Annotated in this window: 13 protein-coding genes and 1 pseudogene; 12 read left to right on the forward strand and 2 right to left on the reverse strand. The window is 62.2% G+C overall.

The genetic code is table 11. From position 1 onward, the window contains the following. Positions 1 to 3 precede the first annotated feature (3 nt). Positions 4 to 885 (reverse strand): LysR family transcriptional regulator, encoded by an 882-nt coding sequence (locus NKI18_RS13040; protein WP_023678060.1) that lies wholly within the window; start codon positions 883 to 885, stop codon positions 4 to 6. Between the two features lie 378 nt (positions 886 to 1,263). Between NKI18_RS13040 and NKI18_RS13045 the strand changes: the two genes are divergently transcribed. The 3 genes from NKI18_RS13045 (at position 1,264) to NKI18_RS13055 (ending at position 3,924) form a co-directional block, all read left to right on the forward strand. After that, positions 1,264 to 2,760, forward strand: coding sequence for a CoA-acylating methylmalonate-semialdehyde dehydrogenase (locus NKI18_RS13045; RefSeq protein WP_352618055.1), 1,497 nt, complete (start codon positions 1,264 to 1,266; stop codon positions 2,758 to 2,760). 249 nt (positions 2,761 to 3,009) lie between these two features. Then, entirely contained in the window at positions 3,010 to 3,306 is a 297-nt protein-coding gene (locus NKI18_RS13050; protein WP_352618053.1) for a hypothetical protein, read from the forward strand. A 303-nt stretch (positions 3,307 to 3,609) separates the two neighbouring features. Then, complete coding sequence (locus NKI18_RS13055) at positions 3,610 to 3,924, forward strand: hypothetical protein (RefSeq protein WP_352618050.1); 315 nt, start codon at positions 3,610 to 3,612, stop codon at positions 3,922 to 3,924. Between the two features lie 13 nt (positions 3,925 to 3,937). On the opposite strand, the gene NKI18_RS13060 is transcribed toward NKI18_RS13055, so the two are convergent. Next, positions 3,938 to 4,528 carry a GntR family transcriptional regulator gene (locus NKI18_RS13060; RefSeq protein ID WP_502900693.1) on the reverse strand — a complete coding sequence of 197 codons (591 nt, stop codon included), beginning with the start codon at positions 4,526 to 4,528 and terminating at the stop codon, positions 3,938 to 3,940. A gap of 166 nt (positions 4,529 to 4,694) precedes the next feature. On the opposite strand from NKI18_RS13060, the gene NKI18_RS13065 reads away from it, so the two are divergent. The 9 genes and pseudogenes from NKI18_RS13065 to NKI18_RS13105 all read left to right on the forward strand — a co-directional run bounded on the left by NKI18_RS13065 (position 4,695) and on the right by NKI18_RS13105 (position 14,319). Next, positions 4,695 to 5,588 carry a dihydrodipicolinate synthase family protein gene (locus tag NKI18_RS13065; RefSeq protein WP_352618045.1) on the forward strand — a complete coding sequence of 298 codons (894 nt, stop codon included), beginning with the start codon at positions 4,695 to 4,697 and terminating at the stop codon, positions 5,586 to 5,588. A gap of 48 nt (positions 5,589 to 5,636) precedes the next feature. Further along, positions 5,637 to 6,887, forward strand: a complete 1,251-nt coding sequence (locus NKI18_RS13070) for an NAD(P)/FAD-dependent oxidoreductase (RefSeq protein WP_352618043.1) — start codon at positions 5,637 to 5,639, stop codon at positions 6,885 to 6,887. Positions 6,888 to 6,915: 28 nt separating this feature from the next. Then, positions 6,916 to 7,917 carry a 4-hydroxyproline epimerase gene (locus NKI18_RS13075; RefSeq protein WP_023678053.1) on the forward strand — a complete coding sequence of 334 codons (1,002 nt, stop codon included), beginning with the start codon at positions 6,916 to 6,918 and terminating at the stop codon, positions 7,915 to 7,917. 333 nt (positions 7,918 to 8,250) lie between these two features. Next, positions 8,251 to 9,153 (forward strand): branched-chain amino acid ABC transporter permease, encoded by a 903-nt coding sequence (locus tag NKI18_RS13080; protein ID WP_023678052.1) that lies wholly within the window; start codon positions 8,251 to 8,253, stop codon positions 9,151 to 9,153. Between the two features lie 4 nt (positions 9,154 to 9,157). Then, complete coding sequence (gene livM, locus NKI18_RS13085; protein WP_353019846.1) at positions 9,158 to 10,786, forward strand: high-affinity branched-chain amino acid ABC transporter permease LivM; 1,629 nt, start codon at positions 9,158 to 9,160, stop codon at positions 10,784 to 10,786. Beyond that, positions 10,786 to 11,946, forward strand: a pseudogene (locus tag NKI18_RS13090) (ABC transporter ATP-binding protein); the annotation flags it as partial. The gene livM and the pseudogene NKI18_RS13090, both read left to right, overlap by 1 nt. An 8-nt stretch (positions 11,947 to 11,954) precedes the next feature. Then, complete coding sequence (locus NKI18_RS13095) at positions 11,955 to 12,683, forward strand: ABC transporter ATP-binding protein (RefSeq protein WP_023678049.1); 729 nt, start codon at positions 11,955 to 11,957, stop codon at positions 12,681 to 12,683. 19 nt (positions 12,684 to 12,702) lie between these two features. Next, complete coding sequence (locus NKI18_RS13100; protein ID WP_023678048.1) at positions 12,703 to 13,050, forward strand: DUF6867 family protein; 348 nt, start codon at positions 12,703 to 12,705, stop codon at positions 13,048 to 13,050. Between the two features lie 138 nt (positions 13,051 to 13,188). Next, entirely contained in the window at positions 13,189 to 14,319 is a 1,131-nt protein-coding gene (locus NKI18_RS13105; RefSeq protein WP_352618036.1) for a branched-chain amino acid ABC transporter substrate-binding protein, read from the forward strand. Positions 14,320 to 14,506 lie beyond the last annotated feature (187 nt).

The raw sequence follows: 14,506 nt of genomic DNA on the forward strand, positions 1-14,506 counted from the left end.
GGCTCACGCGAACAAACCCCTGTCCCGTTCGACGGCCTTGGTAATGAAGCTCGCGACGACCTGGACGCGGCGCAGCGGCCTGACCGATTCATGATAGACCAGCCAGTAGGCGCGGCGTATGGGTGCGACGATATCGAGAGGCACCAGCTCCGGCATCGAGCGGGCAACGAAGGTGTGCAGGATGCCGATGCCGGCGCCGGAACGCACTGCTTCGGCCTGGCCGAGCGCGGAGGAAATGGCGAAGCTGGTGCGCCAGTCGGGGCTGAATTCGGCCGCGTAGTCGAGCGAGCGACTGACGATCAGGTCCGGCACGTAGCCGATCAGCGTATGCTGGCCTAGCTCGGCGGCGGTTCCGGGCAGGCCATGGGTGTCGGCGTAGGCCCGCGACGCGAACAGGCCGAGCGTGTAGTCGACCAGCTTTCCCGCCACCAGGCGGCCTTCCGTCGGCCGTTCGACGGTGATGGCAATGTCGGCCTCGCGCCGGGACAAAGAGAAGGAGCGTGGCACCGGCACCAGCTGGATGGTGAGCTCACGGTGCAGAGCGGTCAGCGCGCCGAGGCGCCTGGCCAGGAAGGCGACGCCAAAGCCGTCCGGCGCGCCGATGCGCACGGTGCCCGAGACGTCGTCGCCTTCGCCTGAAACGGTCGAGCGCGCGGCGATCATGTCGCCCTCCATGCGTTCGGCAATCTCGAGGAAACGCTCGCCCGCCGGCGTCAGCTCGCTGCCGGTGGTAAGCCGGCGAAACAGTTTTGTCCTGAGCGCATCCTCGAGGGCGGCAATGCGGCGCGAGACGGTCGCGTGATTAAGCTCCAGCCGCCTGGCGGCGCCGAGGATCTGGCCGGCCCGCGCTACGGCAAGGAAGATACGGGCATCATCCCAGTTCATGAGGGTGGTCCTGGCGATAACGATCAAAACCGCGTTCCTTCGCGCCCCCCTCTGTCCTGCCGGACATCTCCCCCTCAAGGGGGGAGATTGGCAGTTTCGCCGCAGGCGTCTTTCTTGCCGCGGTGAAGTTTTCCGAAGGCGGGCGTGACAGCCAATCTCCCCCCTTGAGGGGGAGATGTCCGGCAGGACAGAGGGGGGCGGTGAAGGAACTCAATCTCAATCCTTGCTGCTGGGGACCTGCATTCTTCCTATTTGCGAGAATTGATGCTCTGCCGTCAACCGCTATCTATTCTCCGCACAACGGTTGCGTTTTCGCTCGCGTTGCCATCGCTCCCGCAAAGGCGGACAATGCCTCATCACGAACCAGGGAGAGAGACCATGATCGAATACGGTCATTTCATCGGCGGCAAGCGCGTCGCCGGAACCAGCGGCCGCAAGCAGGACGTCATGCAGCCGATGGACGGCACGGTGCGCGGCACGGTGGCGCTGGCTTCGCAGGCGGAATTGCGCGCGGCGGTCGAAAACGCCAAGGCCGCACAGCCCGGCTGGGCGGCGACCAATCCGCAGCGACGCGTACGCGTCCTGATGCGGTTCCTCGAGCTGGTCGCCAAAGAGTATGACGCGCTGGCCGAGATATTGGCGCGCGAACACGGCAAGACCATCGCCGACGCCAAGGGCGACATCCAGCGCGGCCTCGAAGTGGTCGAGGTCTGCATCGGTGCGCCGCATATGATGAAGGGCGAGTTCACCGATGGCGCCGGCCCCGGCATCGACGTCTATTCGATGCGCCAGCCGCTCGGCGTGGTCGCCGGCATCACGCCGTTCAATTTTCCGGCGATGATCCCGTTGTGGAAGATCGCGCCGGCCATCGCCTGCGGCAATGCCTACATCCTCAAGCCGTCGGAGCGCGATCCGGGCGTGCCGATGCGGATTGCCGAACTGTTCATCGAGGCCGGTCTGCCGGCGGGCATCCTTAATGTCGTCAACGGCGACAAGGAAGTGGTCGACGCCATCCTCGACGATCCCGACATCAAGGCCATCGGTTTCGTAGGCTCGACACCGATCGCCCAGCACATCTATTCGCGCGGCTGCGCGGCCGGCAAGCGCGTGCAGTGCTTCGGCGGCGCCAAGAACCACATGATCATCATGCCCGATGCCGACATGGACCAGACCGTCGACGCGCTGATCGGCGCCGGCTACGGCTCGGCCGGCGAGCGCTGCATGGCGATCTCGGTGGCCGTCCCGGTCGGCAACGACACCGCCAACCGGCTGATGGAAAGACTGGTGCCGCGCGTCGAGAGCCTGAAGGTCGGTCCGTCGACGGATTCTTCCGCCGATTTCGGCCCGCTGGTGACGGCGCAGGCGCTGGAGCGGGTCAAGTCCTATGTCGACACCGGCGTCAAGGAAGGCGCCAAGCTGGTCGTCGACGGCCGCGGCTTTTCCATGCAGGGCTACGAGAACGGCTACTATATGGGCGGCTGCCTGTTCGACAATGTGACCGCCGACATGCGCATCTACAAGGAAGAGATCTTCGGGCCGGTGCTCTCGGTCGTTCGCGCACCGACCTACGAGAACGCAATCAAGCTCGCCAACGAGCACGAGATGGGCAATGGCGTCGCCATCTTCACCCGCGACGGCGACGCGGCGCGCGACTTCGCCTCGCGGGTTCAGGTCGGCATGGTCGGCATCAACGTGCCGATCCCGGTGCCGATCGCCTACTACACCTTTGGCGGCTGGAAGGCGTCCTCCTTCGGCGACCTCAACCAGCACGGGCCGGACGCGTTCCGCTTCTACACCAAGACCAAGACGGTAACGTCGCGCTGGCCGTCCGGCGTGAAGGATGGTGCCGAGTTCGTCATCCCGACGATGAACTGACCGAACGATCCGTTTGCGTGTCCTCGCTTCCGGTTGCGGGCGCGCGAAGACAGACCGCGAGAAAGGCCCGGGCTCTGAGTCCGGGCTTTTTTGTCGCCGTCTTCATTGGCATGAACACTAATGTGATGGAACCAAGAAGGCAGCAATCTTCTTAGGTTGCAGTCCTGCCGCGAAGGAGACGCTGGCAGATCAACCAACGGCGCTGGTGACGGCTCCGGGGGATATCGTCCGGCACAAAGGAGGTGTCAGATGGCACGTCTCATGGCGACAATAGCTTGCGCTGCAGTGGCAGTTTCCGCGATACCGGCAATGGCTGCCGAGCAATGCGCGGCTCGCGCCGATATGGTCAAGGCGCTCGGCGAGAAGTTTCATGAAAACCCGAGCGCAGTCGGCGTCGTCAATCCGAATGTGGTGCTTGAAGTCTTCGTTTCCGACAAGGGCACCTGGACCATCCTCGCCAGCGACACAAAAGGTCAAAGCTGCGTAATTTCAGTCGGCGAAGGCTGGGAAAGCGCGATGACGACAGCGGCGCTGCCAGGCACCTGAACGATTTATCACGGGTCTGCGCGCCTCGGCATGGCCGCGCGGCCTGTGGCCCATTTTTTCGGCGACAACCGTAAAACGGATCTGCAGGCGCCCGCTTGGGCGCCTGCTTGCGCTTTTCCATTGCCGATACCATATATCGAGAACATAATGGGAACATCTGGAATCGTTCCCACCAATGGCAGACCGGAACACAGAAAGGAACGACGCGATGATGATGACGTCGGAACCGGCCTGAATCGCTCCGGCAAAATGAGGCCGTCAAACCCCTCCTTTGCCGGAACGTGATGGCAAAGGAGGTGCCCTATGGCACGCAAATCGCTGATGAGATGGGTGAAAACCCTGGTTCTTGCTGGCGCATTGGCGGTGGGTACGAACACCGCAGGCGCGCAATATCAATACTGCGTTGAACATGGCGAGCTCGTCGCCCATTTGAGCGAGAAGTTCCAGGAAAGGCAGTTTGCTTTGGGGCTGATCGGTCATGAGGCGGTCATGGAAGTCTTTGTCGCCGAGACCGGAACCTGGACCATCGTCGTCACCGATATCGCCGGCAGAAGCTGCATCGTCGCGGCCGGCGACAATTGGGAAAACGTGATGCCCCTGCCTGGCCAGGGCGCATGACGAAATGGCAGGCTCAGCGCGTAGCAGCCGCCTCGGCATGGCCGCGCAAAAGCGCCATCAGCCGCTTGGCGTCCTTGGCCGCGGCCTCTTCGTCGCTGGCGAGGATCGAGCGGATCAGCGCGACATGGTGCTCGGCGGATTCGGCCAATCCGGTATCGGCCTTGTAGCGGAACCAGAAGCGACGGCTGTGGGTTTGCAAGGGCGCCGCCAGGCGCGCGGCGAACGGGTTGTCGGCAGCCAGCGCCAGCGCCTCGTCGAGCGCCTTGTCGGCCTGGATGAAGTAAAACACATTTTCCGAAATCACCGCCTTTTGCATGGCAAGGGCAGCGTCATGGAACAGGTCGGCGGCCTCGCGGGTGACGAAGCGGGCGGCCGAGCGGGCAAGCACCACCTCGATGCCACGGCGGGCGTCGAGGACACGCAGCCAGTCGCCAGGGTGAAGCGGCGCGATGGCAATGCCGGCACGCGGCCGGACCTCGAGCAGCCCCTCCCAGGCCAGCCGCTGGATCGCTTCGCGCACCGGGGTGCGGCCGAGGCCGAGCCTGTCGATCAGCGCCCCCTCGGTGATGAAGCTCGCCGGCGCCAGTTCGAGAGTTACGATCATGTGCTCGAGCCTGCGGTAGGCCTTCGCGGTCGCCGGCTCGGAGCCCGGTCTGTCATATACCAATACGACATCTCCTGATATATTGTTGATATATCATATCAGATTCAATGTTGACAGCCGGCTTCTTAAGAAATATACGACTGATATATCAGATGGAGCGATCGACATGTGGGCCGGAGTCTTCCCCGCCGTTACGACCAAATTCACCGAAGACGACGGCCTCGACCATGCCGAGATGGAGCGCTGCTTTGCGCTGCAGATGGAGGCCGGCTGTGACGGCATCATCGTCTGCGGGTCGCTCGGCGAAGGCCCGATGCTGTCGCACGACGAGAAGATCGCGGTGCTGAAGACCGCGCAGAAGATCGCCGGCAAGAAACCGGTGCTGTTGACGGTCAACGAGGCCGGTACACGCGAGGCGGCGGCGATCGCGCGCAGCGCCGCCAAGGCAGGCGCCAACGGTTTGATGGTGGTGCCGAGCCCGATCTACCATACCAATGCCGAGGAGACGGTCGCGGCACTCAGCGCCGTCGCCGCGGCCGGCGACCTGCCGGTGATGATCTACTCCAACCGGCTTGCCTACCGCGTCGACGTCACCGTCGATCAGATGGAGGAGTTGGCGAAGGACCAACGCTTCGTCGCCATAAAAGAGTCCTCCGACGACATCCGCCGCTCGACCGAGATCATCAACCGCCTCGGCGACCGCTACGACCTGTTCACCGGCGTAGACAATCTCGCCTTCGAGGCGCTGTCGGTCGGCGCCATCGGCTGGGTGGCGGGCCTGGTCACCGCGTTCCCGCGCGAGACCGTCGCCATCTACCAGCTGATGAGACAGGGCCGTCGCGAGGAGGCGCTGAAGATCTACCGCTGGTTCCGGCCGCTGCTCGACCTCGACGTCTCGACCTATCTGGTGCAGAACATCAAGCTGGCCGAAGTGTTGGCGATCAACACCAACGACCGCGTGCGCATGCCGCGCCAGCCATTGTCGGGCGAGCGGCGCAAGGCAGTCGAAAAGATCGTCAGGGATGCGCTGGCGGTGCGGCCAGAGCTGCCGACATTCTGATCCAGTCGCTTTGAAGGCATTTGCAGATGTGCAGCGCGGCGCATGGCAATGAACGATAATGCTACGCTCGATGTCGCCATCATTGGTGGCGGCATCATCGGCATCTGCGCCGCCGCCTTTCTGGCAGAGGCGGGCCAAAATGTCACGATCTTCGATCGGACGGGGATCTGTGAGGAAACCAGCTCCGGCAATGCCGCTGCCTTTGCCTTCTCCGATGTGCTGCCGCTCGCCCACAAGGGCATGATCAAGCAGTTGCCGAAATGGCTCGCCGACCCGCTCGGCCCGCTCAGCATCCCACCCGCGTATCTGCCGAAGCTGCTGCCCTGGCTGGTCCGCTTCTGGCGCGCCGGCCGAAGCGACCGCTATGAAGCCGGCCTTGCCGCCCAGGCCGGGATGATGAAGCTCGCCGAGGCGGAATGGATGGGCTTGCTCGACCGTTCCGGCACACGGCCGATGCTGCATGAGGACGGCTCGCTCGAACTCTACGACAGCGAGGCCGAGTTCAAGGCCTCGCTGACCGGCTGGGCGGCAAGGCAGCGCTTCGGCATCGGCTTCAGCCATGTCGACGGGAGCGCTCTCACAGCCCTGCAGCCCGGTCTGTCGCCGCGCTTCGTCAAGGGAACGTTCGTGCCGGGGTGGAAAACCGTTGCCGATCCCAAGCTGCTTGGAAAGGCCTTGTGGGCCTATGCCGAGAGGTTGGGCGCCGGGTTCGAAAGGGCCCGGATCGAGCGTGTCAAGGCGGGACAGGACGGCGCGATCTTGACCATGGCCGACGGCACGCGGCGACGGGCGAAGCACGTCGTCATCGCTGCCGGGGCCTGGTCGCATCTGCTGGCGAGACATCTCGGCGACGGAATCCCGCTGGAGACCGAGCGTGGCTACAACACGACGTTGCCGAAGACTGCCTTCGACGTAAAGCGGCAATTGATCTTCTCCGGGCATGGCTTCGTCATCACGCCGCTCGAGACGGGCCTGCGCGTCGGCGGCGCGGTCGAACTCGGCGGCCTTGAGAGGCCGCCCAATTATGCGCGCTCGAAAGCGCTGCTCGAAAAGGCGCAGAAATTCCTGCCGGGACTGGATCCGGCCAATGGACGCGAATGGATGGGGTTCCGGCCGTCGCTGCCGGATTCGCTGCCGGTGATCGGGCGGTCGCAACAAACGCCGTCGGTGGTGTATGGTTTCGGCCACGGTCACCTCGGCCTGACCCAGGCTGCGGCGACCGGGCGCTTGATCCGCGAACTCGTTCTCGGGCAGAATCCATCGCTCGATCTCGGCCCGTTCAGCCCGCAACGGTTTTGAGTTCGAAGACATTCAGTTGGGAGCCGGCATGGCCAAGAATTCCTTCTTCTGCATAGACGGCCACACCTGCGGCAATCCGGTGCGGCTGGTCGCCGGCGGTGGGCCTTTGCTCAAGGGCTCAACGATGATGGAGCGGCGAGCGCATTTCCTGGCCGAATATGACTGGATTCGCACCGGGCTGATGTTCGAGCCGCGCGGCCATGACGTGATGTCCGGCTCGATCCTCTATCCGCCGACGCGTGAAGATTGCGACATCGCCATCCTGTTCATCGAAACCTCGGGCTGCTTGCCGATGTGCGGCCACGGCACCATCGGCACGGTAACTTTTGCCGTCGAGCATGGGCTGATCAAGCCGAAGACACCGGGCGTGCTCAGGCTGGATACGCCGGCGGGCGTGGTCGTGGCGGAGTACAGCCAAGTCGGCGACTATGTCGAGGAGGTGCGCATCACCAATGTGCCTTCCTTCCTCTATGCCGAGGCACTGACGGTCGAATGCCCCGGGCTCGGCGAGATCAGCGTCGATGTCGCCTATGGCGGCAATTTCTACGCCATCGTCGAACCGCAAAAGACCTATCGCGACATGGCCGACCATTCGGCCGGCGAACTGATCGCCTGGAGCCCGGTGGTGCGGCAGCGGCTCAACGAAAAATATACCTTCGTGCATCCGGAGAATCCCGGCATCAATACGCTGTCGCACATATTGTGGACCGGCGCGCCGACCAACCCGCAAGCCGATGCCCGCAACGCCGTCTTCTACGGCGACAAGGCAATCGACCGGTCGCCCTGCGGCACCGGCACCTCGGCGCGTATGGCGCAGCTTCACGCCAAGGGCAAGCTTGGGGTTGGCGACGACTTCGTCCACGAATCGATCATTGGTTCGCTGTTCAAGGGCAGGGTCGAGGAAGAGGTCACCGTCGCCGGCAAGCCGGCAATCATTCCCTCGATCGGCGGCTGGGCACGAATGACCGGATTGAACACGATCTTCATCGACGACCGCGACCCGTTCGCGCACGGCTTCGTCGTCAAATAGAAAAAACACTGATGCAAGGGAAAGAGAGAGCGCAAGCGGATTGACGACAACGGCGCAACGATCCCGCTCATCAACTTATTTTGACGGCGATTTCTTCGAAATGGAGCGCATGCTGCGATTGAATCGTCAAAGACATTGCGTTAGGCCAATGGTAGGGTCCGCGATGGTCCAGGGGGCGGACGGGAACAAAACGGGCAATCGAACGGCGTGCGGCGAAAACACGCATAATGATCGAAAAATCACGTTGCAATCCGGGCTCGAAACTTTACGACTAGGGGAAATACGAAAAGGAATGCGTCTGCATGGGCGACATTCCAGGGGAGCCACGACAGCATGCAGTATTTTGTCCAGCAGCTTATCAATGGGCTGACGCTGGGATCGATCTATGGGCTGATCGCGATCGGCTATACGATGGTCTACGGCATCATCGGCATGATCAATTTCGCCCATGGCGACATTTTCATGATCGGCGCTTTCACCGCGCTCATCGTTTTCCTTATCCTCGGTGCGTTGTTCTATTCGCTGCCGATCGTCGTTGCGCTGCTGATCATGATGATCGTCGCAATGCTGCTGACCAGCCTGTATAATTGGACGATCGAGAAGGTGGCCTACCGGCCTTTGCGCGGTTCATTCCGGCTGGCGCCGCTGATCACCGCGATTGGCATGTCGATTGCGCTGTCCAATTTCGTCCAGGTGACCCAAGGGCCGCGCAACAAGCCGGTCCCGCCAATGGTGTCCAAGGTCTACAACATCGAAGGCATCAGCGTCTCGCTAAAGCAGATCATCATCGTCCTGGTCACCATAGTCCTGCTGGCGCTGTTCTGGTACCTGGTCAACAAGACCTCGCTCGGCCGGGCGCAGCGCGCCTGCGAGCAGGACCGCAAGATGGCCGCACTGCTTGGCATCGACGTCGACCGCACCATCTCGATCACCTTCATCATGGGCGCCGCCCTTGCCGCCGTCGCCGGCACGTTGTTCCTGATGTACTACGGTGTGGTGGTGTTTTCCGACGGCTTTACGCCCGGTGTGAAGGCATTTACTGCCGCGGTGCTCGGCGGCATCGGCTCACTGCCCGGCGCCGTGCTCGGCGGGCTGATGATTGGCTTCATCGAAAGCATGTGGTCGGCTTATTTCTCGATCGATTACAAGGACGTCGCCGCCTTTTCCATCCTGGCGATCGTGCTGATCTTCCTGCCTTCCGGCATTCTCGGCCGGCCAGAAGTCGAAAAGGTCTGAGATCATGGCGGTTACCGTGTCTCCGGAAAGCACCGTCGTCGCCACCCCGGTCCAGCGCGCTTTTCGCGAAGCGCTCTATGCCGGCGTCATCGCGCTTGGCCTGTTCGTGCTGTTCATCGGCCTGAAGACCGACCAGAACATCTCCAACGAACTGATCCTGGTGCAGCGCTGGGGCTTGCTCGCCGGCGTCGTGATCGCCACCATGGCCGGACGCTTCCTTTACGTCGCCTATGGCCAACCCTTCCTGGCGAACCAGAAGATCGTCGACGTCGCCACCGGCCTGCTGCCGGTCAGCCTGGCTTCGCGATTCTTCCGCTTTCCCGCGTTCATCGTGGCGCTCGCCGTCGCCGTTATTCTGCTCGCACTCAGCGGCTTTCTGACCGAGGCCTTAGGGCCGGAACTTTCCGATTTCGTGCGGTTCGTGCGGGCGCTTGCAATCATCTATGCGCTGGCCTGGCTGATTTATCATTTCCGGGCCTTCATTCATGCTCATTTCTCGGCATTGGGCATAACTGCACTGGCGCTCTACCCGATCGTGGTGGTGTTGGTGCTAGCGCTATATGCCGGGTCGATGGCCGCCGGTTTCCAGGGCTCGCTGAAATATGTCGACAATTACGGCATCCAGATCCTGATCTACGTGATGCTGGCCTGGGGGCTGAATATCGTTATCGGCTTGGCCGGCCTGCTCGATCTCGGCTATGTCGCCTTCTACGCCGTCGGTGCCTACGCCTATGCGCTGCTCGGCACGCATTTTGGCCTCTCCTTCTGGATCCTGCTGCCCGCCGCCGGCCTAATGGCTGCGTTTTGGGGGGTGATGCTAGGCTTCCCGGTGCTGCGCTTGCGCGGTGACTATCTGGCGATCGTGACGCTCGCCTTCGGCGAAATCATAAGGCTGGTGATCATCAACTGGCGCGAGGTGACCAACGGCTCGGCCGGGATTTCCGGCATCCCGAAGGTCTCTTTCTTCGGCCTGATGTCGTTCAACGTCTCCGATCCGAACTACATCTCGAAGGTGCTCGGCATCGCCCAATCGGGTGCCTACTACAAGATATTCCTCTACTATTTGATCCTCGGGCTCTGCCTGCTGACGGCCTTCGTCACCGTGAGGCTCAGGCGGATGCCGGTCGGCCGTGCCTGGGAAGCGCTGCGCGAGGACGAGATCGCCTGCCGTTCGCTCGGCATCAACACCACCACCACCAAGCTCACCGCCTTTGCCACGGGCGCGATGTTCGGCGGCTTCGCTGGCTCGTTCTTTGCCGCGCGGCAAGGCTTCGTCAGCCCGGAATCCTTCGTCTTCCTGGAATCGGCGATCATCCTCGCCATCGTCGTGCTTGGCGGCATGGGCTCGCTGGTCGGCATTGCCGTCGCCGCCATGGTGATGATCGGCGGCACCGAAGTCCTGCGCGAACTGGATTTCCTCAAGACCGGCCTCAGGTGGGGCAACACTACGGTCATACCCGGTTTCGGGTCCGGCTTCACGCCGGAACTGTATCGCATGCTGCTGTTCGGTATGGCGATGGTCATCGTCATGCTGTGGAAGCCGCGCGGCTTCGTCGGCAGCCGCGAGCCGACAGCTTTCCTCAAGGTGCGCAGGGCGGTGTCTGGGTCCTTCACCAAGGAGGGACACGGCTGATGAACGCGAGCCCCTCCGTGAACAATGCCATCCTGCAGGTCGAGCATTTGTCGATGAAGTTCGGCGGTCTCGTCGCCATCGGCGACCTTTCCTTCCAGGCCAAGCGCGGCGAGATCACCGCACTGATCGGTCCGAACGGCGCCGGCAAGACCACCGTGTTCAATTGCATCACGGGTTTCTACAAGCCGTCGGAAGGCATGATCACGCTCAACCGGCGCGACGGCTCCACGTTCCTGCTCGAACGCTTACCCAACCATGAGATCCCGGCGCGCGCCAAGGTGGCGCGCACCTTCCAGAACATCCGCCTGTTCTCGGGCATGACGCTGCTGGAGAACCTTCTCGTCGCCCAGCACAACAAGCTGATGAAGGCCTCCGGTTACACCATTCTCGGCCTGTTCGGCTTCAGCGGCTACAGACAGGCCTCGGCGGAATCGGTTGAACTGGCCGAGCACTGGCTGGAGAAGGCCGATCTTGTCGACCGCGCCGACGATCCGGCCGGCGATCTGCCCTATGGCGCGCAGCGGCGGCTCGAAATCGCTCGCGCCATGTGCACCGGGCCTGAGCTTCTGTGCCTCGACGAGCCGGCCGCTGGTCTCAATCCGAAAGAATCGGCGGGGCTCAATGCGCTGCTGATGGACATCAAGGACAACACCGGCACGTCGATCCTTTTGATCGAGCACGACATGGCGGTGGTGATGCAGATTTCCGATCACGTCGTGGTGCTCGAATACGGGCGCAAAATCTCGGACGGCAACCCGCAATCGGTGCGGACCGATCCGCGCGTCATCGCCGCTTATCTTGGCGTCGACGACGAGGAGGTCGAGACGGTGCTCACCGAAGTCGGCGACGAAGATGTCATCGAGCAATTGGATACGGGCCCGGATGCCGCCCACGGCCCAGGCACATCGGCTTCGTATCTCGCCGGACCGGTTGCCGACACGGTCGGCCACAGCGAGGGCGAGCGCGTCACCGTGTCGAAAGGTGCCTCGAAAGCCGGGCAGTTCGATGCGAGGTCGAGTGCCGCAGCAAGCAAGGCGGCAGCGCAGGCCAAAGCCAAACCGACGGCGAAATCTTCTGCCGCGAAATCCTCTGCAGCAAAGCCGGCCACCAAGGCTCCGGTGAAGTCGAAGAAGCCGCGCGTCTCCAATCGGCGCGGAGGGCGTAAATGATGGCCGGTACAACGCTGCTCGATATCAAGGGCGTCCAGACCTACTACGGCAACATCAGGGCGCTGAACGGCGTCGATGTCACGGTCAAGCAAGGTGAGATCGTAGCGCTGATCGGTGCCAACGGCGCCGGCAAGTCGACGCTGATGATGACCATCTTCGGTGCTCCCCGCGCCCGCGCGGGTACCATCACATTCGCCGGTACCGACATCACCCAACTGCCGACCCACGAGATCGCGCGCATGCGCATCGCCCAGTCGCCGGAAGGGCGCCGCATTTTCCCGCGCATGACGGTGATGGAAAACCTGCAAATGGGCGCCAGCCTCGACAACCTCGAGCATTATGACGAGGACGTCGAGAAGGTGTTCACGCTGTTTCCACGCCTGAAGGAACGCATTGCCCAGCGTGGCGGCACGCTGTCCGGCGGCGAGCAGCAGATGCTGTCGATCGGGCGCGCGCTGATGGCACGGCCGAAGCTGCTCCTGCTCGACGAGCCGTCGCTCGGCCTGGCGCCGCTGATCGTCAAGCAGATATTCGACGCAATCCGCGAGTTGAACCGGACTCAAGGCCTGACCGTGTTCCTGGTCGAGCAGAACGCCTTCGGCGCGCTGAAACTCGCCACGCGCGGCTATGTCATGGTCAACGGCAATGTGACGATGAGCGGCACCGGCAAGGAGTTGCTCGCCAATCCGGAAGTGCGCGCCGCCTATCTCGAAGGCGGCCATCACTGAGTTTCAGGAGACATCAATCATGCAGGGCATTCTCTATGAGGAACCCTCGATCTGGCAGTTCTTCTTCGTCACCTGCCTGCTCGGCGGCTGGGCGGCGTGGATGACGGGCAAGGCGTGTGCGCAGACGTGGCGCAGCTTCGCCCAGTTGTTCGCCTTCATGCTGGGGCTCGGCATCGGCATAAGGTTCATTCATCACGCGCTGTTCGGCGGAACGATGTTCTCGCTGCATTACTACATCGTCGATACCATTGTGCTGATGATCTTGGGCTTCATCGGCTACCAATACACGCGCACCAACCAGATGGTAACGCAGTATAATTGGCTTTACGAAAGAGCCTCTCTTTTGAGCTGGAAACCAAAAGGTTGACATTTATCATTAACGGCGTTTCAGGGATGAATCGGCGTGACAAGTGCCTGAAAATCGGCAAAGTACTCTTTCTGCGAGCAAGAGTGGGCATCGCATGAAAGCAACATCCACGCCCACTCGGTAAATGGGAGCGTTTCAATGAAAAAGTCACTTTTGTCCGCCGTCGCCCTGACCGCGCTTATCGCGTTCAGCGGCAACGCGTGGGCTGACATCCTGATCGGCGTTGCCGGTCCGATCACCGGCCCGAACGCAGCGTTCGGCGCCCAGCTTCAGAAGGGTGCCGAACAGGCAGTCGCCGATATCAATGCGGCGGGCGGCGTTCTTGGCCAGCAGCTCAAGCTTGAAGTCGGCGACGACGTCTCCGATCCCAAGCAAGGCATCTCGGTCGCCAACAAGTTCGTCGCCGACGGCGTCAAGTACGTCGATGGCCACTTCAACTCCGGCGTCTCGATCCCGGCGTCGGAAGTCTACGCCGAGAACGGCATCCTTGAGATCACGCCGGCCGCGACCAATCCGAAGTTGACGGAACGTGGCATGTGGAACACCTTCCGCACCTGCGGACGCGACGATCAGCAGGGCAAGGTCGCTGGCGACTATCTCGCCGCGAACTTCAAGGATGCCAAGATCGCTGTCATCCATGACAAGACGCCTTATGGCCAGGGCCTCGCCGACGAAACCAAGAAGGCGCTCGCAGCCAACGGCGTGACTGAGGCCATGTATGAAGGCATCAACGTCGGCGACAAGGATTTCTCGGCCCTCATCGCCAAGATGAAGGACGCGGGCGTCACCGTCGTCTACTATGGCGGCCTGCACACCGAAGCCGGCCTGATCATACGCCAGCTCGCTGACCAGGGCCTCAAGGCAACCTTCATGTCCGGCGACGGCATCGTGTCGAACGAATTGGCCTCCATCGCCGGCGACGCCGTCGAGGGCACGCTGATGACGTTCGCTCCGGATCCGCGCAAGAATCCGAACGCCAAGGAACTCGTCGAGAAGTTCCGTGCGGCCGGCTTCGAGCCTGAGGCCTATACCCTCTATTCCTACGCAGCGATGGAAATCATCGCGGCCGCCATCACCAAGACCGGTTCAGCCGATGACGCTCAGAAGGTAGCCGAGACCATCAAGTCGGCCGGCCCCTGGAAGACCGCGATCGGCGAGATCGGCTACGACGCGAAGGGCGATATCACCCGTCCTGACTACGTCATGTACACCTGGAAGAAGGGTGACGACGGCAAGTACACCTATGTCGAGAACGCACCCGGCAAATAACCGGACGTTGCTACATGAGAATGCCCGGCGCCTCGCGCCGGGCATTTTTTATGAGAGTTCCCGAAAGCCTGGATCGGAACTGCCCAGGCGTTCTTCGGATCGACACGCAATGTGTCAGCGCGATAGATCAAATTAAATCGGTTTAATCCTCTTTTCGATTTTGTTTGCACTGCAGCATTTTCGCGCT

Source organism: Mesorhizobium sp. M0800, assembly GCF_040320095.1.
GTDB lineage: Bacteria > Pseudomonadota > Alphaproteobacteria > Rhizobiales > Rhizobiaceae > Mesorhizobium.